Genomic DNA, 24,588 nt, shown 5'->3' with positions numbered 1-24,588 from the left:
CAGCTGCGCTGCGTCTACCTCACCGATAGAAATCGCTGCGCCCGCCCGGCTGGCGTTTGAAGCGCCGATGGATCCACAGGTACTGGTCCGGTGCCTCGCGCACCATGTCCTCGATCGCCGCATTGACCTGCGTGGTATCGGCGATCACATCGTCGGAGGGGATGTCTGTCAGCGGCGGTGCGATCTTGAGGATGTAGCGGCCACCCTCGCGCCGATGGAAATACGGCACCACCGCGCAGCCGGTCAGCCGCGCCAGCTGATGCGTGGCGGTAATGGTGGAGGCCGGATGCCCGAAGAACGGCACGAACACGGTGTCCTTGCCGCGCATGTCCTGATCCGGCGCATACCACAGAAAACCGCCGTGCTTGAGATGCTTGATGGTGGCGCGCAGATCCTCGTTGGCGAACATGTGCGTGGCATAGCGTAGCCGCCCGCGTTTGACCGCCCATTCGAACACCGGGTTGCGGTGCTTGCGGTACATGCCGGCCAACGGCACGTGGTCGCACAGCAGCCGCCCGCACATTTCCAGCGTCATGAAGTGGCCGGACACCAGCAACACGCCGCGCTTCTGCTCCTGCAGACGCTGCAGATGCTCCAGCCCTTCGACCTGCACGCCCGGACGAATGGCATCGATACTGCCCCACCAGGCGCGCGCGAATTCGAACAGGCCCACGCCCAGCGCATCGAAACTATCGCGCAACAGCCGCGCTCGCCAGGCATCGTCCTGTTCGGGAAAACACAGCTTGAGATTGACCTCGGCCGCACGCCGACGTGTGCCGGCCAGGCGCAGCGTGAGCCAGCCGACCCCGCGGCCCAATGCGCGTTGCAGCATCCAGGGCAGTCGCCCGGCCAGTACCATCAATGCAAGGCCCAGATACATCGGCCAGTGCTTGGGGGTGCCCAGGGAAGGGCGGACGGCGACGTTGGCGGGCTCGGACATGGCCTAATTCTAAGTGATTGCGTGCGCCTGGCAGCGTGCACATGCGCACGTGTGGGCGCTCCCGTATCCTGCACGCATGCGGAAAGACCCGATCGAATGGCTGTTGCGCGGGCTGTACTCGGCGCTGTTGTACCTGTTGCTGCCGGTGACGGTGTACCACCTGGTGTGGCGCGGGTTTCGCGTGCGCGAATACTTCAATCGCTGGAACGAGCGCTATGCGTCCTACACGCATGCCTGCGGTCGCCCGCGCGTGTGGGTGCATGCGGTGTCGGTGGGCGAGGTCAATGCTGCCGCGCCGCTGGTCAATGCCTTGCGTGCGCAGCGCCCGGATATCCGTTGGGTCATCACCACCATTACCCCCACCGGCTCCGAGCGGGTGCGCGCGGTGTGGGGCGATGCGGTGGACCATGTCTATCTGCCCTACGACGTGCCTGGCAGCGTGGGTCGGTTCCTGGAGCATTTCCGCCCGCGGTTGGCGTTGATTCTGGAAACCGAGCTGTGGCCGAACATGTTGTTCGGTTGCCGCGACCGCAACATTCCGGTGTACATCCTCAACGCGCGGCTGTCGGCGCGTTCGCTGCGCGGCTATCGCGTGCTGGCACCATTGATCAGCCGCGCACTGCGCACCGTCACCTGCGTGGCGGCGCAATCGCACGACGATGCCGAGCGTTTCCTCACGCTGGGCGCGCGCGCCGATCAGGTGATCGCGCTGGGCAATCTCAAATTCGATATCGCCGCGCCCGCACAGTTGCAGGCTCTGGTCGCGCAGTTTCATACGCACGTGCCGGTAACGCGACCGGTGTGGATTGCCGCCAGCACGCACGAAGGCGAGGAGGCAGCCGTGGCCGACATCCACGCGCGCCTGCTACTGCAATTTCCTGATCTGTTGATGTTGTGGGCGCCGCGGCATCCCGAGCGCTTTCCCAAGGTCGAGGCGCTGGCGCGCGAACGTGGTTGGTCCGTGTCCACACGCAAGACCCAGCAGTGGCCGCAGGCGCATGACAAGGTATTCATCATCGATACCTTGGGCGAGCTGATGAGTTTCTATGCCTGCGCGCAGGTTGCCTTCGTCGGCGGCAGTCTGCAGCCGATCGGCGGGCACAACCTGCTCGAACCGGCAGCGGTCGGCACGCCGGCAGTCACCGGCCCGCATCTGCATAATTTCTCGGAGATCTCGCGGCGCATGCGCGAGGCCGATGCGGTGACCATCTGCGACGATGCCGACAGCGTGTATCACGATCTTGCGCGCCTGCTCGGTGACCCGGCCCAGCGCGAGGCGATGGCGGCCGCAGGCCTGGCGCTGGTCGCCAACGGCAAGGGCGCAGTGACGCGCACGCTGGTGCAGATTGCGCCGGACCTGCCGCCGGTGGTGAGTGATGGCATGGCCTCCTAAAGTATTGGCGGACACATATTTGCATTCCCGCGTTTAATTGTGGCGTGGGTCGCTGGTGCGCACTATGCCGGGGGAGGGGGGGGCTCAGTCGGTTAATGCAATCTCTTGTCTTTCCGCTTCAAATATTTAAAGCGCATAGGTTGGGGGGCTAAGCGCTTGGCTAAGTGTGGCAGGTGCCGGAAGTAGTGCTATCTAGGCGCGTAAATCACCAGGTAGCACAAAGATTCGGAAAAAGAAGTGGTAACTGTGAAGCCGGTCGGACTAAGCGAATCGGCGAGCTTCACAGTTACTAGGTGGCTCGACTACGGCTAATTATGTCTGGGGGAATGTGTGGCTGAGATGCGAGCTTTTAGCTGGAAGCACATACGGTATAGATATTTACAACAACTGGGCCATTGGTGTAACCGTAAGTGCGCCAGCCATTCCCTGATGGATAGCTGCCAACGACAGCAAAACGACCGAGGTTCATGTTTTCCTGTAAGTTGCTATTCTCGGCTCGCCTTCCCCAAAATCGCACTGAGTTAGGGTCTCCTGTATTCCATCCTCCAGATACTGGGGTGAATCCAGCTGGGCACTGGGGAGTTGCATCAACAGTTCCTTGAATATCGCGCGCGTAGCCCTCGGTAACAGTCTGGTAAGTTACCGCTTGGGCCATAGGGAAGATTAAGACGGTAGTGGCGGCTACTAAAACGGAGGAAATAATTTTTTTCATGTCAGCTCCATAGTTAAAGATGCCCTGTTTGATTCAGTAATTCTTGCGAATCTACATCCGGCTCCACGATGTTCGGGCTCAATGCAGCGCTGAGCTGTAATGTGATGTCTGGTTGTTTGGTAGGGATTCCCCTACTTTTTATGTGGGAGTTAGCGCCATGTGCTGTTGATTACGGTGTACTTGGCGCAAAAAAAGTGGGCTTAAGCCCACCTTCTGCTTTTGCTTTGTTTAGTGCCTTACTGCAGCGAGCCACTACCCTGCAGCTTGGACTCGGCGTCCTGCGACAGCAGGCGGTTCACATCCTGCAGATCGGTGATGTCGAGCTTGCCGATGGCCTGGCCCAGCAGCAGACGGTTCTGCAGGAAGTTGTAGCGTGACTGCGCATAGTTCAGCTGAGCCTGGAACAAGGTGCGCTGGTTCTGCACTACGTCCAGCACGGTGCGCGTACCGACTTCCAGACCCACCTGCGACGCGTCGTATGCGGCCTGTGCGGAGACCACGGCCAGACGACGTGCTTCCACTTCGCTGATGCCGGCGACCACGGTCTGATACGCATTGCGCGTGTTGCGATCGAGTGCGCGCTTCTGCTGCTCGTAGGTATCTTGCTGGATATCGCGCTGCGAGAGTGCTTGACGTACTGCGGATTGTGTTGCGCCGCCGGCAAAGATTGGAATTGACACGCTGATGCCGATCGAATCGGTATCGATGTCGCGGCCTTGGGTCGTAAACACACCGCTTTCCGCAGCCCCTGTGCCCCAGCTATTGCTGCGTCCCACGCTGCCGGTCAGATTGACGGTGGGCAAATGGCCGGCACGTGCTGCGGTAATGCTGGCCTCGGCCGCGCTGACCTGCAATTGCTGCGCCTTCAACGCCGGGTTGTCTGCGATGGCAGTCGCCACCAACTGGTCGACGTCACTGTAGGCGGCAGGCACCTCGGGGCGAAACTCTTCCGGCAGTGCACGTAGACCAACTACCGGCTGGCCGGTCAACTCGGTAAGTGCTTGGTAGTAGTCCTTCAGCGTGTTGCGGGCGTTGATCGTATCTGCACGCGCCTGGTCGTACTGAGCACGCGCTTCATGCACGTCGGTGATCGGGGCCAGGCCCACTTCCAGGCGTTTGTCGGCGTAGTCGAACTGCTTCTTGGCTGCGGCTTCGTTGGTCTCTGCAGCCGCCAGCGACTCGATGCCCACCAGGACCTGAAAATACGCCGCTGAGGTGCGGGTGATCAGGTCATTATTGGCAGATGCCAGTGTGAAGTCGGCTGCCCTTGCAACTTCGCGCTGAGCGCGCAGGTTGGAGAACTGCGCCCAATTGAAGATCGTCTGGGAGCCTTGGATTTGGCTGGAGCGCGACGAGGTGGTTATGCGGCCATCTTGGCCTTCGATTTCGCGGTGGGATTTACTGTAGTCGTAAGCACCGTTGAGCTGCGGCAACAGCGCCGCACGCGCCTGTACCTGACCCTCCCGATTGACCAGGCGAGTGGACTCGGCCACGGCCAGCTGCGGATCGCCGTTACGGGCCATTTCGTAGACCTGCAGCAGATCGGTGGCATGTGCTGCCATCGGAGACAGGGCGGCGGCCAGGGCCAGAACGAGGGATCGGCGGATCATCGGGGAAGCTTCCTTGGGAATCAGAATTGGAATCGGGGCGTCGGCGCGGCGCCCTGAAGATAGGCGAGGTCGGTTTCGAATAACGATTCGATGCGCGGAGCGTTGACGTCGCCACGCACCAGGACTGCTTCCATCACCGGTTCGTGACCACGCACAACAAACAGCCGGCCATTCGGGCGCAACCACTGCAGCCACTGGGTCGGTAGGGTGTCGACTGCGCCGGTGATGCAGATGGCATCGAAACGACGCTCGCTCTGCCAGCCGAACGCGTCGGCGGTTTCAATGCGTACGTTGCTGCCCAGTCCGGTACTGTCCAGATTGGCGCGTGCGGCGGTGGCCAGTGCCGGATCGATCTCCAGGCTCACCACTTCGCGGGCCAGTGCGGCCAGGCAGGCGGTGGAAAATCCACTGCCGGTGCCGATTTCCAGCACGTCTTCGCCCGGCTGCAGATCCAGCGCCTGCAGCATGCGGCCTTCGACCACCGGCTTCATCATCTTGTGGCCGGCCGACAGCGGAATTTCCACGTCGACGTAGGCCAGGGTCTTGTAAGCCTCCGGCACGAAGGCCTCGCGCGGCAGGCGCGCCAGCACGTCGAGCACGCGCAGATCCAGCACATCCCACGGCCGGATCTGCTGTTCGACCATTTTTTCGCGGGCTTGGGAGAAATCGATCGTCATGGTGCGGCTATCCAACGCAGTGGGGCAGGCATTTTACCGGTGCGCGAGGCAACTGGCGCATCTAGCATCGCCGCGCGCGGCCAAAGCACGCAGTGCCGGAAGTCATCGCCACCAACGTCGCGGTGCTATCAGCGCGGCGCATACGCCCTCAAAAAGAAATCCACACTGGCCTGAATGTGCTCATCCACCTGTGCGCGGGTGGGTTGGCCATGCAGGCCGCACATCATCAGCGCATACAGCTCGCCTTTCAGCAGGCAGAAAAACTGTGAAGCAGCGCGCTCCAGCTCGGGGATTTCCAATTGGCCATCGGCGACCCGCGCCGACAGGAAATCCGCCAGCGCCTGTTGGGTCCGCTTGGGGCCGGCATCCCAGAACATTTCGCGCACATGCACGTCGCCGGTACCGGGCGCCATCATCATGCGGTGGGTGGCGATCGCCGAGTCGGCGCTGACCATCGTAAAGAAGGCATTGGCGATTTCGATCAGCTGGTCGCGCAAGTTGCCTTTGGGGGCGTGGTCGAACAGATCGTCCGGCATCATGTGTTGGCATTGTGCGCGGATCGCTTCGGAAAACAGGCTTTCTTTGTCGCCAAAGTGACTGTAAACGGTCAGTTTGGAGACGCCGGCGGCTGCGGCGATGCCGTCCATGCTGACCCCTGCAAAGCCCTGCTCCATGAACATGGTGCGGGCGGCGCCCAGGATGGCGGCGCGTTTCCCAAGATCCTTGGGACGCCCAGGACCGTTGCTCTTGGTCTTGGACTTGAGGGGGGGCGAACTGGACATATCGCCAATACTAGACCATCGGGTTCTATATTTATACTCGATGCCTATGGGATGCATTGAAGCGCTCATAAACTGTGGCATCTGCCCCGCCACCGTTGCTGAGCGTCGCGCACCGGCTTGCTTATCGCCGTTAATTGTTTCATCTGAATGCCTCCCGGTGTCATCGTCCGCCTGGCCGCTGTAGGGGATCCCCCTAGGGCGCTGAAAAAACCCCGGTGATAGATTGACTGACGGTACGTCGGCGTATGTCGGCGACCTTCAGACGGGACGGACGAGGGACGAAGGCGTGGACAGGGTCGGGGCGCAAACGCATACAGGCTGCGTCCGCAGCAGGTACGTGCTGCGGATCGGGCCGTTGTGGCCGTCGCTGTGGCGATGCGCGTTGCTGTGCGGCCTGCTGCTCGGCGCCTGGCCCGCCTTCGGCCAGCCGCTCAAACACACCGCGTATCACACCGTCACCCGCTGGAGCATGGACGACGGCCTGCCGCACAACCTGGTGCATGCGGTGGCGCAGGGCGAAGACGGCCTGATCTGGCTCGGCACCTGGGAAGGCGTGGCGCGCTTCAACGGCCGCGATTTTACGGTCTACGACCGTCAGAACACCCCGGGCGTCGAGCTGGGCGGTGTGTTCGTGGTGGTACGCGACAGCACCGGCGGGATGTTGTTCGGCACCGCATTCGATGGGGTCTACCACTATCAGGACGGCCACTGGCAGCAGCTGGGCGATGCCTCCGCGCGGCATCTGGCGGTCAGCGCATTGTTGCGGCGTGCCGATGGCGCGTTGTGGGTGGGCACCCCGCAGACGCTGTACCGGATCGAGGCCGATGGGCGGGTGGTCGATGTGGGCCGCCAGGCCGGGCTGCCGCGTGCACGCGTCACCGCGCTCTCGGCAGACGACGACGGCGATCTGTGGGTGGGTACCGAGGTCGGGCTGTATCGCCTGCCGCAGGATGGCAGCCAGGCAACCGCCTGGGGCAAGGCGCATGGCATGCGCGATGCGCCGGTGCGACGGCTGGCCAGCGACCGCGAAGGTGGGTTGCTGGTGGCTGGCGACGACGGGGTGTGGTGGTGGAGCCGCGGCGGCGGCCTGCAACGCTTCCGTCAGGGCCAGCGCGTGGATTCGTTGTTGCTGGATCGACGCGGGCATCTATGGATGAGTCTGTCGACCGGGCTGCTGGTGGTGCATAGCGGCGCGGACGATCCGGACGAGCAGATCGCCATTTCCGGTGTGGCCAGCCCGGCCTTGCTGGAAGATGCCGAAGGCCTGATCTGGGTCGGCAGCACACACGGCTTGTTCCGGGTTGCCGAAGGCGCCGCGCATGGTGTCACCCACGAGGATGGCCTCACCTCCGATTACGTGCGCAGCGTGCTGCAGACGCCTAATGGCACGGTGTGGGTGGGCAGCGCGGTGGGCCTGGACCGCTGGCGCGGCGAGCAGATCAGCCGGGTGTCGTTGTCGCCCAGCGAGGGCGGGCGCGTGCTGGAACAGTCGGTGCTGGCGCTGGCCGACGCCGGCGACGGCGGCGTGTGGGCGGGCACCTATAGCCAGGGCGTGGTGCGTCTGGATGCCCAAGGCCGCGTGCTGGTGCGCATCGGTGCAGCCGAGGGCTTGCCGTCGATGTCGGTGCGCGCGGTGCTGCCCGATGGCGAGGATCTGTGGATCGGCACCACCGCCGGGCTGGTGCGTTGGCGCAACGGCAAGGCGCGTCACTACACCGCCGCCGACGGCGTGCCGGACGGTTCGGTGCAGGTGCTGTACCGCGATGCGCAGGGGATCGTGTGGAGCGGCACCGATCGCGGCATGACCGCGCTGTCGCCGGACGGCAGCACCCGCGCATGGCTGGGCGAGCAGGATTTCCCCGGGCAGAACGCCTTCGACTTCCTGCGCGATGCAAATGGCGATCTGTGGATCGCCAGCGATCGCGGCCTGTTGCGCTTGCGCGGAGAGACATTCCGCGTCTACGACCATCGGGTCGGGCTGCCGCGCGACAAGGTGTTTCGGGTGATCGACGACGGCCGCGGCTATTTCTGGTTGTCGAGCAACCATGGCGTGTTCCGCATCGCGCGCAGCGATTTCGACCAGCTCGATGCGGGCACGCGCGAGCAATTGAGTGTGGAAGTGGTGGATCGCAGCGACGGCATGCCTGGCAATCAGGGCAACGGCAGCAGCGCGCCGGCTGGCTGGATGACGCAGTCTGGGCAGCTGTTGTTTCCTACCGCAGCCGGTCTTGGGGTGATCGATCCGGCGCGTGTGGGCACCTTGCAAGGCCATCGCTTGCCGATCGTGTTCGAGCGCTTGCTGGTCGATGGCATGGTGCAGCCGTTGAACGACCCGCATCGATTCGGCGCAGACACCCGGCGTATCGCCATTGGCTATGCCGGGTTGAATTTTCGTGGGCCGGACAAGGTGCGTTATCGCTACCGGCTGGAAGGCTTCGATCCGGAGTGGGTGGATGCCGACAGCGCCATCGAGGCGATCTACACCAATCTGCCGCCGGGCCGCTTTCGTTTCCGTGTGCAGGCGATGTCGCTGCCGGTGGACTGGCGGCAGACCGCGTTGCTGGGCGAATCCAGCCTGGTCATCGAACTGGCGCCGCCATGGTGGCGGCGTGGCGAAGTGATCGCGCTGGGCATCCTTGGCCTGGGCAGTGTGATCTACATGTTTTACTTATGGCGCACGGCCAGTTACCGCCGACGCCAGCGTCAGCTCAACACGGTGATCGACCGGCGCACACGCGAGTTGAGCGACAAGAACCTCGCGCTGCAGCAGGCCAGCCAGGAGCGCGAAGCATTGATGCGCCAGCTGGAGTATCGCGCCAGCCACGACGTGCTCACCGCGCTACCCAACCGGCGCGAGGCCGAGCGCGTGCTGCAGCAATGGTTCGACGAAGCGCGCGCCGGTGGTGCGGCATTGGCGTTGGCGCTGATGGATATCGATCACTTCAAACGCATCAACGATGCTTACGGCCATGAGGTCGGCGATGCGGTGTTGTCTGCGATTGGCGAGGCATTGAGCGAACACGATCAGGCGCAGTGCTTTGCCGCCCGGCATGGCGGCGAAGAGTTCCTGCTGGCGGCCATCGGCCTGGACGCGGCGCAGGCGCGCGCGCTGTTCGAGCGCATGCGCCAACGGCTTGCAACGATCGATGTCGACGCCCAGGGCACCACCGTGCGTTGCACCGCCAGCATGGGCATGGCGATGAGCGATGAAGCGCCCAGCCGGCGCGAATTGCTGGCATTGGCCGATCGCCGTCTGTATCAGGCCAAGCGGCAGGGGCGGGATCGCTTGGTGGGGCGGTGATGTTTACAGCTGCCCCTGATCCGCCTCCGCATGCAACAGTGCAACAAATGCCTGCGCGGCCCGCGACAAGGTGCGCCCACCATGCGTCACGCAGCCGAGCTCGCGCGACAGCGCGACATCGGCCAGCGGCAGCGCCACGATCTGATGATCGATCATGCGCTCCGGCAACACGCTCCAGGCCAGGCCCACCGACACCAGCATCTTGATCGTCTCCAGATAGTTGGTGGTCATGCGCAGGCTCGGCACCAGCCCGCGCTCGGCAAACAGGCCGGCGACGATGCGATGGGTGAAGGTGCCCGGGTCCGGCAGCACCGCAGGGTGCGCCACCACATCCTCCAGCGTCACTGCGCGCAGTGATGCCAACGGATGATCCGGCGCCACCACGAACTGCAGGCGGTCATGCCAGATCGGCCGCGCGCTTAGCGGCGCACGCGTGTCCGGCGCCAGCGTGGTCACCGCCAGTTCCACCTTTCCGCGCAGCACGGCTGCATAGGCCAGTTCCGAATCCAGGAACTGGATGTCCAGCGCCGCCTGCGGATGTTCTGCAGCAAAGCGGCGCAGCAGGGCGGGCAAACGGTGCAGGCCGACGTGGTGGCTGGTGGCCAGGCTCAGGCGCCCGCCGACCGCCGCGCCAAGGTGTTCCAGCACGCGGCGGGTGTCCTGCAGCTCGGCCAGGATGCGTTGCGCGCGTGGCAGCAGGGCCTGGCCGGCTTCGGTCAGCACCACCTGGCGGCCGAGGCGATCGAACAGGCGTGCAGACAATTGCCCTTCCAGCAGGGCGATGCGCTTGCTCACCGCCGGTTGGGTGAGGTGCAGCGCCTCGCCGGCGGCAGAGAAGCTACCGCTCTCGGCAATTGCCACGAACGCGCTGAGGCTGCCCAGGTCCATTACTATTCCTGAAATTCATTTGTTGAATAAACAATATGAATTTGCGTTATCCAAGGCAAGCTCCTAGCATCGAACTCAGCCAGGTGGGCGCACCCACCATCCGCCAATCGGGTTGCTGCGATGACTGCCAAGACGCTGTACGACAAGTTGTGGGAACTGCATGAGGTCACGCGCCGTGACGATGGTTCGTCGTTGATCTATATCGACCGCCACATCCTGCACGAAGTGACCTCGCCGCAAGCCTTCGAAGGCCTGCGCCTGGCCGGGCGCAAGCCTTGGCGCATCGACGCCAATATCGCCACGCCCGACCACAACGTGCCGACCACGCGTGCCGAGCGTCAGGGCGGGCTGGAGTCGATCACCGACGCAGTCTCGCGCCTGCAGGTGCAGACCCTGGACGAGAACTGCGACGACTTTGGCATCCTCGAGTTCAAGATGAACGACGCGCGCCAGGGCATCGTGCATGTGGTCGGCCCGGAGCAGGGCGCCACCTTGCCGGGCATGACCGTGGTCTGCGGCGATTCGCATACCTCCACGCACGGCGCGTTCGGCGCGCTGGCGCATGGCATCGGCACCTCGGAGGTCGAGCATGTGCTTGCCACGCAATGCCTGATCGCCAAGAAGATGAAGAACATGCAGGTGCGGGTGGAGGGCACGTTGTCGTTCGGCGTGACCGCCAAGGACATCGTGCTGGCGGTGATCGGCAAGATCGGCACCGCTGGCGGCAACGGCCATGCGCTGGAATTTGCCGGCAGCGCGATCCGCGATTTGTCGATTGAAGGCCGCATGACCATCTGCAACATGTCCATCGAAGCCGGCGCGCGGGTCGGCATGGTGGCGGTGGACGACAAGACGATTGCCTACGTCAAAGGTCGCCCATTCGCGCCCAAGGGCGCCGACTGGGACGCGGCGGTCGCGTTGTGGAGCACGCTGGTGTCCGATGCCGATGCGCACTTCGACACAGTGGTGGAACTGCGCGCCGAAGACATCAAGCCGCAGGTCAGCTGGGGTACTTCGCCGGAGATGGTGCTGGCGGTGGATCAGCATGTGCCGGATCCGGCCGCCGAACAGGATCCGACCAAGCGCGACTCGATCGAGCGCGCGCTGAAATACATGGGTTTGCGCGCCAATCAGCCGATCACCGAGATCCATCTGGATCGCGTGTTCATCGGCTCGTGCACCAACTCGCGCATCGAAGACCTGCGTGCCGCCGCTGCGGTTGCCAAGGGCCGCAAGGTCGCTTCCACCATCAAGCAAGCATTGGTGGTGCCGGGCTCGGGTTTGGTGAAAGCGCAGGCCGAAGCCGAAGGCCTGGACCAGGTGTTTCTGGACGCCGGCTTCGAATGGCGCGAGCCGGGTTGTTCGATGTGTCTGGCGATGAACCCGGACAAGCTGGGCAGCGGCGAGCATTGCGCGTCCACTTCCAACCGCAATTTCGAAGGCCGCCAGGGCGCCGGTGGTCGCACCCATCTGGTCAGCCCGGCGATGGCAGCGGCAGCGGCGGTGAGCGGTCATTTTGTCGATGTGCGTGAACTCGGGGATTCGGGAGTGGGGATTCGGGATTCGTAAAAAACCGCTCCGCCATCCCCAGCCTTTTCGAATCCCCAATCCCAAATCCCGGCCTCTCAATGACCCCTTTCACTCAACACACCGGACTGGTCGCGCCGCTGGATCGCGCCAACGTCGATACCGACCAGATCATTCCCAAGCAATTCCTCAAGTCGATCAAGCGCACCGGCTTCGGTCCGAACCTGTTCGACGAGTGGCGCTATCTGGATATCGGCGAGCCCGGTCGCGACAACAGCCAGCGCCCGCTCAATCCGGAGTTCGTGCTCAACTTCCCGCGCTATCAGGGTGCCAGCGTGTTGCTGGCGCGCGAGAACTTCGGCTGCGGTTCCTCGCGCGAGCACGCGCCGTGGGCGCTGGACGAATACGGCTTCCGCACGGTGATTGCGCCGAGCTTTGCCGACATCTTCTTCAACAACAGCTTCAAGAACGGCCTGCTGCCGATCGTGCTGGCCGAAGCGGAAGTGGATGCGCTGTTCCAACAATGCCTGGCGACCGAGGGCTACCAACTCACCGTGGATCTGGACGCGCAGCGCGTGCGCCGGCCCGATGGCGTGGAATACAGCTTCGAGATCGATGCGTTCCGTAAGCACTGCCTGCTCAACGGGCTGGACGACATCGGCCTGACCTTGCAGGACGCCGATGCGATCGGTCGCTTCGAACAAGGCCATCGCGTGCGCCAACCGTGGTTGTTCGGCACACTGCAGTGAATTCGGCAGCATCCATCAACGATTAGTCGCGCCAGATGCGTGCTGCGTTGCATTGATTCAAACGGCGCTACGGCGCCAACTCACGAGGATTGCATGAGCAAGCAGATTTTGATTCTTCCTGGCGACGGCATTGGCCCGGAGATCATGGCCGAAGCGGTCAAGGTGCTGACGCGGATCGACGCGCAACATGGCCTGGGTTTCACCCTGGTGTACGACGAACTGGGTGGCGCGGCCTACGACAAGTACGGCAGCCCGCTGGCCGACGAAACGCTGGAGCGCGCGCGCGCTGCCGATGCGGTGCTGTTGGGCGCGGTCGGCGGGCCGCAATGGGACACCATCGATCCGTCGCTGCGTCCGGAACGTGGGTTGCTCAAGATCCGCTCGCAGCTGGGCTTGTTCGCCAACCTGCGTCCTGCGCTGTTGTATCCGCAGCTGGCCGATGCCTCTACGCTCAAGCCGGAGGTCGTTGCGGGGCTGGATCTACTGATCCTGCGCGAGCTCACCGGCGGCATTTACTTCGGTCAACCGCGTGGTACGCGCACGCTGGAAAATGGTGAGCGTCAGGCTTACGACACCTTGCCGTACAGCGAAAGCGAAATCCGTCGCATCGCCAAGGCCGGCTTCGAGATGGCGCGTTTGCGCGGCAAGAAGTTGTGTTCGGTGGACAAAGCCAATGTGTTGGCATCGAGCCAGCTATGGCGTGCGGTGGTGGAGGAAGTCGCGAAGAATTATCCAGACATTGCGCTATCGCACATGTACGTGGACAACGCGGCCATGCAGCTGGTGCGCGCACCCAAGCAGTTCGACGTGATCGTGACCGACAACATGTTCGGCGACATCCTGTCCGATCAAGCATCGATGCTCACCGGCTCGATCGGCATGCTGCCCTCGGCCTCGCTGGATGCCAACAATAAAGGCATGTACGAGCCGTGTCATGGCTCGGCGCCGGACATCGCCGGCAAGGGCATTGCCAATCCGTTGGCGACCATCCTGTCGGTGGCGATGATGTTGCGCTACACCTTCGCGCAGGCCGCCGCTGCCGATGCGATCGAGCAGGCTGTCGGCAAGGTGCTCGACCAAGGCCTGCGCACTGCCGACATCTGGTCGGAAGGCACGACCAAGGTCGGCACGGTCGCAATGGGTGATGCGGTGGTTGCTGCGCTGTAAGCGTGATCGTACAGCTTGTCTTTCGTTGAGCTAGCAGCGGTCATCGCTTTATTGGGCGATGGCCGCTTTCGTTTTTGAGGGTCATCAATAGCGCGGTGCCGCATCCAGTGTCGGGACACGCCGCAAGTACGTCCATGTAGGCTCGGTGGCGGCATCCATGCCGCCACACGGTCCCGCCCCCGGACGCGACACCGCGCTCCCACTCTTCGCGGCTGCTGATCGGCAAGCAATGCCTTTTGGTAGGCGTGATGCTTGCAGATTCCGCAGTCGGTAGTCGGTAGTCGGTAGTCGATGCAGTTTTTCGTCTATTGCTTTGCCATATTCCGCCAGCGAAGGTCGCGCTCCAAAGCATGATCAATCAATCAAGTAACGCTTCTCCTTCAGCCACCAACAATATTCGGAGGTGCTTGCGCGCGTACCGGCGTGGGACCTTACGCGGCATGGATGCCGCGTAAGAGCCTACACGGACGTACTTGCGGCGTGTCCCACGCCGGTACGCGTGCAAGCGCCCTCAGTGATCGAGGCGTTTGCGCGAAACCGGCAGACGTCGTGCGTGGGATTGGTCGATGCGGCGCCGCGCTCCCACTCTTTGCGGCTGCTGATCGGCAAGCAATACATTCTTAGAAAACGTTCAAATCACCAACCACCAAAAGCCAAGACGGCCAGCAGATCACTCCGCCGGCCGTCAGATTTACATCGTTTAGCAGATGACAGCGCTACGCCACCGCGGCCGTCTTGCCGGCAACCACGCAACGCTGGCGCTGGCGCAACAGGCGGTTGGCCACATCCAACCACGCCAGCGCGCTGGCTTCGATGATGTCCTTGCTGGTGCCGGTGCCTTCGTATTCCACGCCGTCGTGGCGCACGCTCAGGCTGGCTTCGCCGCGTGCGTCCGCTCCGATGCCCACGCTGTGGACCTGGTAGCTGTCCAGTTCCAGCTTCACACCGGTGGCCGAGGCCAGCGCACCGAATAGCGCATCCACCGGACCATTGCCTTGCGCAGTTTCGGCGACGCGATTGCCTTCCGGATCGGACAACTCCACCAGCGCGTTCGCACGGCTGCCGACATCGCTGATGGTCATGGAGGCCAGGCGGTAGCCTTCCTGCACGGTGGCATCCTGCATCAATGTTTGCAGATCGGCGTCGGTGACCACGCGCTGCTTCTCGCACAATGCCTTGAACTGCTCGAAGACCAACTTGACCTCGTCTTCTTCCAGCAAATAGCCCAAGGCGCGCAGACGCTGCTCCACTGCCGCACGCCCGCTGTGACGGCCCAGCACCATCTGCGAGGACTCCCAGCCCACGTCTTCCGGACGCATGATTTCGTAAGTGCCGCGATGGCGCAGCATGCCGTGCTGGTGGATGCCCGACTCGTGCGCGAACGCATTGCCGCCCACCACCGCCTTGTTGCGCTGCACCGGCATGCCGACCAGGCGCTGCAGCAACTGCGAAGTGGACACGATGCGCGGCGTGTTGATCTCGGTATCGATGTTGTAGAACGCACCGCGCACCTTCAGTGCCATGGTGATTTCTTCCAGCGCGCAGTTGCCCGCACGCTCGCCGATGCCATTGATGGTGCATTCGACCTGCCGTGCGCCGCCTTCGATCGCCGCCAGCGAATTCGCCACCGCCAGACCCAGATCGTTGTGGCAGTGCGCGCTGAAGATGACGGTGTCGGCCCCTTCCACGCTGGCGATCAGGCGCGAGAACATGCCGCGGATTTCTTCCGGCGTGGTGAAGCCCACCGTGTCCGGCAGATTGATCGTGGTGGCGCCGGCGGCGATCGCCACGCGGGTGACCTCGGCCAGGAAATCCTCTTCGGTACGGGTGGCGTCTTCGGCGGAGAACTCGACATCGTCGATGTAGCCACGCGCCAGCGTCACATGCTTGTGCACCGACTCCAGCACCTGTTCGCGGCTCATGCGCAGCTTGTGCTCGCGGTGCAATGGGCTGGTGGACAGGAACACATGCAGGCGAGGATTGGCGGCTGCTTCCAGTGCACGTGCGGAGGTTTCGATATCGGCCTGCAGGCAGCGCGACAGCACCGCCAGCGTGGGGCGGCGCAATTCGCGGCCGATCATCGCGACGGCTTCGCGGTCGGAATGCGAGCTGGCCGGGAAGCCGGTTTCGATGATGTCCACGCCGAGCTCGTCCAGCGCGCGCGCCATCACCAGCTTTTGCTGGGGCGTCATGCTGCAGCCGGGGGATTGCTCGCCGTCGCGCAGGGTGGTGTCGAAAATTCGGATACGCGGGGTCTGGTTGGATACGGTCGTGTTCACCAGGAAGACTCCTCTACGGCGATGGCGGTGACAGGCGTTGGAGCGACTGCGGATGGGCGGGAAAGAACGGGTGTTTCGGGAAGTGCCTTGGCGCTGCGTTCGTTGCGCAGTCGCTCGGTATTGCGACGACGCGGCTTGCGTGGCGGACGCGGCCGCACCTCGGACAAGAGGGTGGCCAGCACAGTTGCGTCGATATTACCGCCAGAGACCACCGCACATTTGCGTTTGCCTGAAACGCGGCGACCGGCGGCCAAGGCGAGTGCCCCGGCGCCCTCGGCGATGACGTGTTCTTCCAGCGCCAGACGCACCAGGGTTTCGCGTAATTCTGCCTCGCGCACGATCACCACATCGTCGAGCAGACTCGCGCATAAACGGCGGGTCAGGAAGCCGGGAATCTTGACCTTCACGCCGTCGGCCAGCGTGGGCACCGGGGTGATTTCGCGGAAGTCGCCGCGCACGGCGCGCGCCATCGAATCCACGCCTTCCACCTGCGCACCGACGATGCGCACGCCTTGCGATTTCAGTGCCAGCGCCACCCCGGAGGCCAGCCCGCCGCCACCGATCGGCACGATCACCACATCCGGCGCGTGCGCGGCCAGTTCGATGCCGACCGTGCCTTGCCCGGCGATCACGTCCGGGTCGTCGAAGGCGGACAGAAAGCGGTAGCCGTTCTGGTCGGCCAGTTCGCGCGCAAACGCAAACGCCTCGTCGTAGCTGTTGCCATGCTGGCGCACGGTGGCGCCCCAGTGCGCGACCCCGGCAATCTTGGTCTGCGGCGCGCCGTACGGCATCACCGTGATGGCCTGCACGCCCAGCCGATACGCCGACCACGCCACGCCTTGCGCATGGTTACCGGCCGAGGCGCAGATCACCGGACGCTCGTCGCCGCGTTCCAGCCCGGCCAGCAACGCGTTCAGTGCGCCACGCACCTTGTAGGAGCCGGTGCGCTGCAGGTTTTCCAGCTTCAGCCACACACCGAAACGCTCTGCGTAATGCAGCGGCGTAGGCGACAGGTATTTGCGCAGACGCGCCTGCGCAGCCAGCACGTCGGCCACGCTGATGGCCACGTCGCTTACGTCTGGCTCCTGCGAAGAGGGGCGGCCGGAATCAGGCATTGCGGCACGCGCGCGGCCAATCCGGAAGAAGACACCTCCGGACAGCGATCTGATGGTCACGCGAGGTCTGCGTGCTCGAGGTCTGCATGGTCATGCCGCAGCCTCGACCGATTCCAGCGCGGTGATCACCACCGACTCGCAGTCGTACACCTTCTGCAGCTGCAGGCGCAGCGTTTCCGGTGGGCGCGTGCTGTCCACGTCCAGTTGCAGATGCCAGCGGCCGGCATCGTCGGGCGCGGCGGCGCCCTGGATGGCGCACGGGCGGAAGCCGCGTCGCTCGGTCATGCCGAGCACGCGCACCAGCGCGCCTTCGGCCGGCTTCAGCACCAGATCAAGCCGGTAACGCATGTGGCGTCTCCTTGACCGCATGTGCGGGATTGCTGTCCAGCATGGTGCTGTTGGCATTGTTGGGCGGCACCAGCGGCCACACGTTGGCACGCGCATCGATGCTCACATGCAACAGGCCGGGGCCGGGCTGTGCCAGCAGTTCGGCCAGTGCGCCATCCACATCGCCGCGCGCGATGATGCGCTTGGCCGGGATGCCGAACACCTGCGCCAGCGCCGCAAAATCCGGGTTGTCGGACAGGTCGATCTCGCTGTAGCGCTCGGCAAAGAACAATTCCTGCCACTGCCGCACCATGCCCAGCGAACTGTTGTCCAAGAGCACGATCTTCACCGGCAGCTTGCAGCGCGCAATGGTCACCAGCTCCTGCACGTTCATCATGAAGCTGCCGTCGCCGGAGACCAGTACCACGGTGCGGTCCGGGCAGGCGAACTGCGCGCCCATCGCCGCCGGCAGGCCGAAGCCCATGGTGCCGAGCGCGCCGCTGGTGAGGTGATTGCGCGGGTCGTTGAAGCGGCAATGCTGCGCCACCCACATCTGATGTTGACCCACATCGCAGGCGATGATGGTGTCGGCCGGGGCCACTTCGCTCAGGCGCTTGAGCAACGCCGGTGCGTAGATATCGGTGCCGGGCGCGTCGTAGCGCGCACCGAATTTTTCGCGGTTGGCAAAGCAACGCGTGCGCCAGGCCTGGCAGTTGCCGCGTGCCGCACTCAAGGCTTTCAGACTCAGTGCCACATCGCCGGGCACGGCGATGTCGGCCGTGCGCAGCTTGGAAATTTCATAGGCGTCGGCATCCAGGTGGATGACGCGCGCAAACGGAGCGAACTCGCTCAACTTGCCGGTGGCACGGTCGTCGAAACGCGCGCCCACCACGACCAGCAGATCGCTTTCCTGGATCGCCATATTGGCCGCGCGGGTGCCGTGCATGCCCAGCATGCCCAGGTAATCCGGATGTGCATGCGGCAACGCCCCCAGGCCGCGCAAGGTCAGTGCGGTCGGGATGCCGGTAGCTTCCACAAACCGCCGGAACGCGTCCACCGCGCCTGCCAATGCAATCCCGCCACCGCCGTACACCACCGGGCGTTCGGCACTGGCGATGGCGGCCAGCGCTTCGGCCAGTTTCGCGTCTTCCGGGGCCGGAGGCGGCAGCACCGCTGCCGGCACGTGATCGGGCAGATGCGCCGCATCGGCGATCTGCACGTCCTTGGGCAGGTCGATCAGGACCGGCCCGGGGCGTCCCTCGCGCGCGATGCGAAACGCCTCGCGCACGATCTGCGGAAGTTCCTCCACCCGCCGCACCAGAAAGCTGTGCTTGACGATCGGCATGGTCATGCCGAACACGTCCAGTTCCTGGAACGCATCGGTGCCCAGCAGGGGCGTGGCGACCTGGCCGGTCAGGCACACCATCGGCACCGAATCGAGCATCGCGTCGGCGATGCCGGTGACCAGATTGGACGCGCCCGGGCCGGAGGTGGCCACGCACACGCCGACCCGGCCGCTGGCACGGGCGTACCCGTTGGCGGCCAGGGCGGCGCCCTGTTCGTGACGGACCAGGATGTGCTTGAGCCTGGAATCCACCAGGGCGTCGTAGAACGGCATGATGGTGCCGCCCGGATAACCGAACAGCGTTTCCACGCCCTCGGCTTCCAGGGCCTGCGTCAGCCAGCGCGCGCCGTTGCGGGGCGTGCTGTGTGCGGAGGTGTTCATGCGTTGCGGACCTTCGGTGTTAAACGGTGGGGGATGCGGCGGCGTTATGCCGCTTGTTGATTCGCAGGGGCGGCAGCGGCTTGTTGTTCGCCGTTGAGCCACACCATCTTGGCGCGCAGCTTCTTGCCCACTTCCTCGATCGGATGCTCCAGATCGGCCTGCTTGAACTTGGTGTAGTTCGGCAGGCCGGCTTCGTATTCGGCCACCCAGTTCTTGGTGAAGGTGCCGTTCTGGATGTCGGTCAGCACGTCCTTCATGCGCGCCTTAGTGCTGGCGTCGATCACGCGCGGGCCGCTGACATAGTCGCCGTATTGCGCGGTTTCGGACACGAATTCCAGCATGCGGGTGATGCCGCCTTCGTAAAACAGGTCCACGATCAACTTCAGTTCGTGCAGCACTTCGTAATACGCGATCTCCGGCTGATAGCCGGCTTCCACCAGCACTTCGAAACCGGCCTGCACCAGCGACGAGGCGCCGCCGCACAGCACGGCCTGCTCGCCGAACAGATCGGTCTCGGTCTCTTCCTTGAAGGTGGTCTTGATGATGTTGGCGCGCGCGCCGCCCAGGCCGCCGGCATAGGTCAGCGCGAACTGCTCGGCCTTGCCGCTGGTGTCCTGGTACACCGCATAGATGCACGGCACGCCGCGGCCGATTTCATATTCGCGACGCACCAGCGCGCCGGGGCCCTTCGGGGCGACCAGTACCACGTCCAGATCGGCGCGCGGGGTGATCATGTCGAAATGCACGTTCAGTCCATGCGCGAACAGCAGGCAGGCGCCTTGCTTCATGTTCGGTGCGATGACCTCTTCATAGAGCTTCTTCTGCACCATGTCCGGGGTCAGGATCGCAACCAGATCGGCGCTTTTCACCGCCTCGGCCGGCGCCACGACGGTGAAGCCGTCGGCCTGGGCCTTGGATTCGGTCGGGCCACCGGCACGCAGGCCGACAGTGACGTCGAAGCCGGAATCGCGCAGGTTCAGCGCATGCGCGCGGCCCTGGCTGCCGTAGCCGATGATCGCGATTTTCGGTTGGATGTCGTTGCTCATGGAGTTAAGTCCTTGCGGGGTTGGCAGTGGAAAAAGAATCAGCCGGCAGTGGATACACTGGCCGGCCGAACAAAGCGGGGATGGACGATGGCACTGGCCATGCAGGCACATGCACCGGCGCAGTTGCCGGCGCGGGTGGTGCAGATGGCGGCGATGTCGGTGATGTCGTTCATGTCATTCGAAACTTTTGGTGGTCCCTGAAACGCGAAACCCCGCGCCGTTGCCGGTGCGGGGTCTGATCGAAGCCTTGTGTGTCTGTTGCCTACACGAAGTCTCGTCCCGCAGCGGTTGGCGAGGTAATAAGTACGAGCACGAGAAGCGACGCTGCCAACGCGCCGGAAGGCGCGGACAATGGGGCGTTCGAGGTGGTGTGGCGGTGCGGCATGGACTGAGATAACCATCGCCACAGGTGGGGTGTCAACCCTTGCGCGTGAAACGACCACGTTCATGCGCAAGTTGCCGTGGGAAACCCCATGGCAGCAGCATGGTTACCGCTGAAACCGGATCGATGCAGGGCAGTGAGGATCGATGCAGGTCACTAAATGCGCGGCATTCGCGCTGCCGCGCGATGGTGATCGACGGTGATCGAACGAGGCGGCATGCGCCGCTGGTATGGTTGGCGACTCATTCTGCTGTGTCATGGAGGCCGCCTGTCATGCGTCGCGTACCTGTCCTGTTGGTGTCTGCTCTGGTGCTGCTCGCGCCGCCTCTCATCGCTGCGGACCGCATCACCGGGCAGCCGTTTGCGACCCGTTCGGAAGTCATCGCCCCGCATGCGATGGCGGCCACCTCGCAACCGCTGGCCACCCAGATCGCGCTGGATGTGATGAAGGACGGCGGCTCGGCGGTGGATGCGGCGATCGCCGCCAACGCCGCGCTGGGCCTGATGGAGCCGACCGGCAACGGGGTGGGCGGGGATCTGTTCGCCATCGTCTGGGACCCCAAGACCAGCAAGCTGTATGGCTACAACGGCTCGGGTCGCTCGCCCAAGTCGCTGACCCTGGCCGAGTTGCAGCGCCGCGGGTTGAAGGACATTCCGCCGACCGGCCCGCTGCCGGTGTCGGTACCGGGCGCGGTGGATGGCTGGTTTGCGCTGCACGATCGCTTCGGTCGCAAGCCGATGGCACAGAACCTGGCCCCCGCCATTCGCTATGCCCGCGAAGGCCACCCGGTGGCCGAGACCATCGCCTATTACTGGGACCGCTCGGTGCCGCGCCTGTCGCAGTATCCCGGCTTCAAGGAGCAGTTCACCATCGACGGCCATGCCCCGCGCAAGGGCGAGCTGTGGAAGAACCCGAACCTGGCCAACACGCTGCAGCAGATCGCCGATGGCGGCCGCGATGCGTTCTACAAGGGCGACATCGCGCGCGCCATCGGAAGCTATTTCAAGGCCAATGGCGGCTATCTGAGCTACGAGGATCTGGCCAGCCATCAGGGCGAGTGGGTGGAGCCGGTGTCCACCAACTACCGCGGCGTTGATGTGTGGGAGCTGCCGCCCAACAGCCAGGGCATTGCCGCGCTGCAGATGCTCAACATCCTGGAGGGCTACGACTTTTCCAAAATCCCGTTCGGCTCGGCCGAGCATGTGCACCTGTTCACCGAAGCCAAGAAGCTGGCGTTCGCCGACCGCGCGCGTTTCTATGCCGACCCGGCCTTCCAGCCGGCGCCGCTGGCCAGGCTGGTCTCCAAGGACTACGCCGCCCAGCGCCGCGCGCTGATTTCCATGGACAAGGCGCTCAAGGAAGTGCAGCCGGGCACGCCCAAACAACTGGAGGAGGGCGACACCATCTACATGACCGTGGCCGATGCCGACGGCATGATGGTGTCGTTGATCCAGTCCAACTACCGCGGCATGGGCAGCGGCATGGCCCCGCCGGGGCTGGGCTTCATCCTGCAGGACCGCGGCGAGATGTTCGTGCTCAAAAAGGACCACCCGAACGGCTACGCGCCCGGCAAGCGGCCGTTCCAGACCATCATTCCCGCCTTCGTCACCAAGGACGGCAAGCCATGGCTGAGCTTCGGCGTGATGGGCGGGGCGATGCAGCCGCAGGGGCACGTGCAGATCGTGATGAACCTGGTGGACTTCCATATGAATCTGCAGGAAGCCGGCGATGCGCCGCGCATCCAGCATGAAGGCTCCACCGAGCCGACCGGCCAGGCCACCGCGATGAGCGATGGCGGCGAGGTCAATCTGGAAACCGGTTTTTCCTACGACACCATCCGCGCGTTGATGCGCAAAGGTCACCGGGTGATCTTTGCCGACGGCCCGTATGGCGGCTATCAGGCGATTGCACGCGATCCGGCCAACGGGGTGTATTACGGTGCCTCGGAAAGCCGCAAGGACGGGCAGGCTGCCGGTTACTGAGCAAGCCCTTGCGGATGCGCTGCGCGGCTCAACTCCAGCCGCAGCGGGCCGTTAATGATCGTGATGGATTAGGAACTCCCATGAGCCCGATGCAACAGCCCGATCTGCCGTCGCAAACGCATGCGGCGCTGCTCCCCGATGCACCGGTCGCCTTGCTGCGGCTATCGGCCGAGGCGTGTCTGGTGGCCTGCAACCGCGCCGGCCTGGATGTTCTGGGCAAGACCGCCAGCGAGCTGCAAGGCGCGCCGGCATCAACGCTGTGGGGATTGAGCGCAGCCGATCTGGTCGGCGAAGACGGCGTGTGGGCCGCTCCGGGCGACGACCCGGCCCGGCGCGTGCGCTATGTGCGCGACCGCGAGCATGGTGGCTGGATGCTGTCGCTGCCGCATGTGGAAACCGCGATCTTGCTGCGCGAAGCCACCCGCCTGGCCGAAGACAGCCGGCCGGTGCCGATTTCGCCGCTGCTGCAGCCGTTGGTGGCGCGCCTGCAGGCCGAGCACGAAGACCGCACCGTACTGGAACGTACCGCACAGGCGCTGGCCGGTTGCGAGCTGGAACTGTTGTTGCCGCCCGGGTTGGCTGAGTCCGAGATGGGCCGCCGGCTTCAGGCCGGTTTCGGCAATCTGGCCGAAGCGATCCGCCAGGCGGTTGCGCTGTCGGTGCAGATCGCCGCCGAAGTGCCGCCGTTGGTCGCCGAAAACGACGAGATGGTGCGCCAGTCGCAGGCGCAGACCGAAGCATTGGACGGCGCCCGCACCGCAGTGGAACGGCTGTCGTCGAGCCTGCAGGACGTCAACGCCGATCTGGCACAGGTCATCGCGTTGGCCGCCAGCGCCGATGAAAGCGCACGTCAGGGCGTGGCTGCCGCACATGCGCTGGGCCAGGCCATGCATGAAGTGGAACGGCGCGCGGCGCGTGCCGGCGAGGTCATCGAAGTCATCGACTCGGTGGCATTCCAGACCAATATCCTGTCGATCAACGCCAGCATCGAAGCGGCGCATGCCGGCGATGCCGGGCGCGGCTTTGCGGTGGTCGCCACCGAGATCCGCCGCCTGGCCGAACGCGCCGCCGCTGCAGCGCGCGATGTGCGCGCGATCCTGGCCGAAACCAGCGCCGCAGTGGGCGAGGGCGCGGCCTCCGCACGCGGCACCGAAGCGGTGCTCGATGGCATCACCCGCGTGCTCGGCCAGGCCAGCAGCGCGATGACTACGGTGGCCGGGCGCATCCAGGCGCAGGACAGCGAGATTCGCGGGATCGAAAGCGCCGTGGATGGGGTTGTCGCGTTGGGTCGCAGCAACTTGCAGCACGCCGCACATGTGGCCGAACGCAGCGAAGCGTTGGAGCGCGGCACCGAAACCCTGCGCGATTGCGTGGGCCTGTTCCGCTTGCCGGCCGACCCGCTGAAGGTGCCCAGGCACGCCCGCGTCAAGGAACTGGCCGTGGCAACTGCCGGACGGATCGGCACCGCATTGGCGCAGGCCATCGCACGCGGCCAGATCGATGAAGCGGCGCTGTTCGCACGCACCTACACGCCGATTGCCGGGGTGGAGCCGCCCAAGTTCAGTACCGATTTCGACGCGCTGTGCGACGAGGTATTGCCGCCCTTGCAGGAGCCGCTGCTGGATGCGCATCCGTGGATCGTGTTCGCCATCTGCGCCAATCCCGACGGTTACGTGCCCACGCACAATCTGCGCTTCACCCAGCCGCTGACCGGCGATCCCAAGCGCGATCTGGTCGGTAACCGCACCAAGCGCAAATTCACCGACCGCGTCGGCCGCAGCGTGGGTGCGCATACCGACCCTTATCGTTTGCAGGTGTATCGCCGCGACACCGGCCAGATCATGTTCGACCTGTCGGCACCGATCTTCGTTGGCCGCAAGCACTGGGGTGGTTTGCGGGTGGGGTATACGTTGGAATGACGTGGCGTGGCGGCGAGAGAAAGTTTCGTAGTGCATGTGTGTGCAAACTCCCAAAAAAAAAGCCG

General features: G+C 64.3%; 19 protein-coding genes. 7 read left to right on the top strand and 12 right to left on the bottom strand.

What is annotated here, in order from left to right; translation table 11 throughout:
- Positions 1-19: 19 nt before the first annotated feature.
- A complete protein-coding gene (locus NYR97_RS03580; protein WP_316696727.1) occupies positions 20-940 on the bottom strand; it encodes an LpxL/LpxP family Kdo(2)-lipid IV(A) lauroyl/palmitoleoyl acyltransferase in 921 nt (306 codons plus the stop codon).
- Positions 941-1,016: 76 nt separating this feature from the next.
- Here NYR97_RS03580 and waaA point away from each other — a divergent pair, with 76 nt between their 5' ends.
- Positions 1,017-2,333, top strand: a complete 1,317-nt coding sequence (gene waaA, locus NYR97_RS03575; RefSeq protein ID WP_316696726.1) for a lipid IV(A) 3-deoxy-D-manno-octulosonic acid transferase — start codon at positions 1,017-1,019, stop codon at positions 2,331-2,333.
- Between the two features lie 349 nt (positions 2,334-2,682).
- On the opposite strand, the gene NYR97_RS03570 is transcribed toward waaA, so the two are convergent.
- From NYR97_RS03570 to NYR97_RS03555, 4 genes are all read right to left on the bottom strand, one after another.
- On the bottom strand, positions 2,683-3,045 hold the full coding sequence (locus NYR97_RS03570; RefSeq protein WP_316696725.1) for a hypothetical protein: 363 nt from the start codon (positions 3,043-3,045) through the stop codon (positions 2,683-2,685).
- 236 nt (positions 3,046-3,281) lie between these two features.
- On the bottom strand, positions 3,282-4,655 hold the full coding sequence (locus NYR97_RS03565; RefSeq protein ID WP_168958262.1) for a TolC family outer membrane protein: 1,374 nt from the start codon (positions 4,653-4,655) through the stop codon (positions 3,282-3,284).
- A gap of 20 nt (positions 4,656-4,675) precedes the next feature.
- Positions 4,676-5,332 carry a protein-L-isoaspartate O-methyltransferase family protein gene (locus NYR97_RS03560; protein ID WP_006451154.1) on the bottom strand — a complete coding sequence of 219 codons (657 nt, stop codon included), beginning with the start codon at positions 5,330-5,332 and terminating at the stop codon, positions 4,676-4,678.
- Positions 5,333-5,460: 128 nt separating this feature from the next.
- Complete coding sequence (locus tag NYR97_RS03555) at positions 5,461-6,114, bottom strand: TetR/AcrR family transcriptional regulator (protein ID WP_006451155.1); 654 nt, start codon at positions 6,112-6,114, stop codon at positions 5,461-5,463.
- A 286-nt stretch (positions 6,115-6,400) separates the two neighbouring features.
- On the opposite strand from NYR97_RS03555, the gene NYR97_RS03550 reads away from it, so the two are divergent.
- Positions 6,401-9,415, top strand: a complete 3,015-nt coding sequence (locus NYR97_RS03550) for a two-component regulator propeller domain-containing protein (RefSeq protein ID WP_316696724.1) — start codon at positions 6,401-6,403, stop codon at positions 9,413-9,415.
- Between the two features lie 3 nt (positions 9,416-9,418).
- Here NYR97_RS03550 and NYR97_RS03545 read toward each other — a convergent pair whose 3' ends face one another.
- Positions 9,419-10,303 (bottom strand): LysR family transcriptional regulator, encoded by an 885-nt coding sequence (locus NYR97_RS03545; RefSeq protein ID WP_316696723.1) that lies wholly within the window; start codon positions 10,301-10,303, stop codon positions 9,419-9,421.
- A gap of 120 nt (positions 10,304-10,423) precedes the next feature.
- Here NYR97_RS03545 and leuC point away from each other — a divergent pair, with 120 nt between their 5' ends.
- The 3 genes from leuC to leuB all read left to right on the top strand — a co-directional run bounded on the left by leuC (position 10,424) and on the right by leuB (position 13,746).
- A complete protein-coding gene (gene leuC, locus NYR97_RS03540; protein WP_316696722.1) occupies positions 10,424-11,872 on the top strand; it encodes a 3-isopropylmalate dehydratase large subunit in 1,449 nt (482 codons plus the stop codon).
- A 59-nt stretch (positions 11,873-11,931) separates the two neighbouring features.
- Positions 11,932-12,579 carry a 3-isopropylmalate dehydratase small subunit gene (leuD, locus tag NYR97_RS03535; RefSeq protein ID WP_316696721.1) on the top strand — a complete coding sequence of 216 codons (648 nt, stop codon included), beginning with the start codon at positions 11,932-11,934 and terminating at the stop codon, positions 12,577-12,579.
- A gap of 93 nt (positions 12,580-12,672) precedes the next feature.
- Entirely contained in the window at positions 12,673-13,746 is a 1,074-nt protein-coding gene (gene leuB / locus NYR97_RS03530) for a 3-isopropylmalate dehydrogenase (protein ID WP_316696720.1), read from the top strand.
- Between the two features lie 716 nt (positions 13,747-14,462).
- Here the strand turns inward: leuB and NYR97_RS03525 are convergent.
- From NYR97_RS03525 to NYR97_RS03500, 6 genes are all read right to left on the bottom strand, one after another.
- A complete protein-coding gene (locus NYR97_RS03525) occupies positions 14,463-16,025 on the bottom strand; it encodes a 2-isopropylmalate synthase (RefSeq protein WP_316696719.1) in 1,563 nt (520 codons plus the stop codon).
- The gene (locus NYR97_RS03520; RefSeq protein ID WP_425613061.1) at positions 16,022-17,092 is read right to left on the bottom strand and encodes a threonine dehydratase; all 1,071 of its coding nucleotides are present in this window, start codon (positions 17,090-17,092) and stop codon (positions 16,022-16,024) included. The genes NYR97_RS03525 and NYR97_RS03520 overlap by 4 nt, the downstream gene beginning before the upstream one ends.
- Before the next feature lie 138 nt (positions 17,093-17,230).
- Positions 17,231-17,488, bottom strand: coding sequence for an ACT domain-containing protein (locus tag NYR97_RS03515; RefSeq protein ID WP_316696718.1), 258 nt, complete (start codon positions 17,486-17,488; stop codon positions 17,231-17,233).
- On the bottom strand, positions 17,472-19,193 hold the full coding sequence (gene ilvG, locus NYR97_RS03510) for an acetolactate synthase 2 catalytic subunit (RefSeq protein ID WP_316696717.1): 1,722 nt from the start codon (positions 19,191-19,193) through the stop codon (positions 17,472-17,474). The genes NYR97_RS03515 and ilvG overlap by 17 nt, the downstream gene beginning before the upstream one ends.
- 44 nt (positions 19,194-19,237) lie before the next feature.
- Positions 19,238-20,239 carry a ketol-acid reductoisomerase gene (ilvC, locus tag NYR97_RS03505; RefSeq protein WP_205393793.1) on the bottom strand — a complete coding sequence of 334 codons (1,002 nt, stop codon included), beginning with the start codon at positions 20,237-20,239 and terminating at the stop codon, positions 19,238-19,240.
- 38 nt (positions 20,240-20,277) lie between these two features.
- On the bottom strand, positions 20,278-20,412 hold the full coding sequence (locus NYR97_RS03500; RefSeq protein WP_316696716.1) for a hypothetical protein: 135 nt from the start codon (positions 20,410-20,412) through the stop codon (positions 20,278-20,280).
- Positions 20,413-20,894: 482 nt separating this feature from the next.
- On the opposite strand from NYR97_RS03500, the gene ggt reads away from it, so the two are divergent.
- Together ggt and NYR97_RS03490 are read left to right on the top strand one after the other, a co-directional pair.
- Positions 20,895-22,604: a gamma-glutamyltransferase gene (ggt, locus tag NYR97_RS03495; RefSeq protein ID WP_316696715.1), complete on the top strand. Its 1,710-nt coding sequence runs from the start codon at positions 20,895-20,897 to the stop codon at positions 22,602-22,604.
- A gap of 80 nt (positions 22,605-22,684) precedes the next feature.
- Positions 22,685-24,523, top strand: a complete 1,839-nt coding sequence (locus NYR97_RS03490) for a methyl-accepting chemotaxis protein (protein ID WP_316696713.1) — start codon at positions 22,685-22,687, stop codon at positions 24,521-24,523.
- The last annotated feature ends 65 nt before the right edge of the window (positions 24,524-24,588 follow it).

This window comes from Xanthomonas hydrangeae, from assembly GCF_032697525.1.
GTDB classification, from domain to species: Bacteria; Pseudomonadota; Gammaproteobacteria; order Xanthomonadales; family Xanthomonadaceae; genus Xanthomonas; species Xanthomonas hydrangeae.
This window is presented reverse-complemented; position numbering and strand designations above follow the sequence as displayed.

Coding starts and splice junctions, on each gene's coding strand:
- NYR97_RS03580 (WP_316696727.1), bottom strand. CDS start 940: ATGTCCGAGCCCGCCAACGTCGCCGTCCGCCCTTCCCTGGGCACCCCC.
- waaA (WP_316696726.1), top strand. CDS start 1,017: ATGCGGAAAGACCCGATCGAATGGCTGTTGCGCGGGCTGTACTCGGCG.
- NYR97_RS03570 (WP_316696725.1), bottom strand. CDS start 3,045: ATGAAAAAAATTATTTCCTCCGTTTTAGTAGCCGCCACTACCGTCTTA.
- NYR97_RS03565 (WP_168958262.1), bottom strand. CDS start 4,655: ATGATCCGCCGATCCCTCGTTCTGGCCCTGGCCGCCGCCCTGTCTCCG.
- NYR97_RS03560 (WP_006451154.1), bottom strand. CDS start 5,332: ATGACGATCGATTTCTCCCAAGCCCGCGAAAAAATGGTCGAACAGCAG.
- NYR97_RS03555 (WP_006451155.1), bottom strand. CDS start 6,114: ATGTCCAGTTCGCCCCCCCTCAAGTCCAAGACCAAGAGCAACGGTCCT.
- NYR97_RS03545 (WP_316696723.1), bottom strand. CDS start 10,303: ATGGACCTGGGCAGCCTCAGCGCGTTCGTGGCAATTGCCGAGAGCGGT.
- leuC (WP_316696722.1), top strand. CDS start 10,424: ATGACTGCCAAGACGCTGTACGACAAGTTGTGGGAACTGCATGAGGTC.
- leuD (WP_316696721.1), top strand. CDS start 11,932: ATGACCCCTTTCACTCAACACACCGGACTGGTCGCGCCGCTGGATCGC.
- leuB (WP_316696720.1), top strand. CDS start 12,673: ATGAGCAAGCAGATTTTGATTCTTCCTGGCGACGGCATTGGCCCGGAG.
- NYR97_RS03515 (WP_316696718.1), bottom strand. CDS start 17,488: ATGCGTTACCGGCTTGATCTGGTGCTGAAGCCGGCCGAAGGCGCGCTG.
- ilvG (WP_316696717.1), bottom strand. CDS start 19,193: ATGAACACCTCCGCACACAGCACGCCCCGCAACGGCGCGCGCTGGCTG.
- ilvC (WP_205393793.1), bottom strand. CDS start 20,239: ATGAGCAACGACATCCAACCGAAAATCGCGATCATCGGCTACGGCAGC.
- NYR97_RS03500 (WP_316696716.1), bottom strand. CDS start 20,412: ATGAACGACATCACCGACATCGCCGCCATCTGCACCACCCGCGCCGGC.
- ggt (WP_316696715.1), top strand. CDS start 20,895: ATGCGTCGCGTACCTGTCCTGTTGGTGTCTGCTCTGGTGCTGCTCGCG.
- NYR97_RS03490 (WP_316696713.1), top strand. CDS start 22,685: ATGAGCCCGATGCAACAGCCCGATCTGCCGTCGCAAACGCATGCGGCG.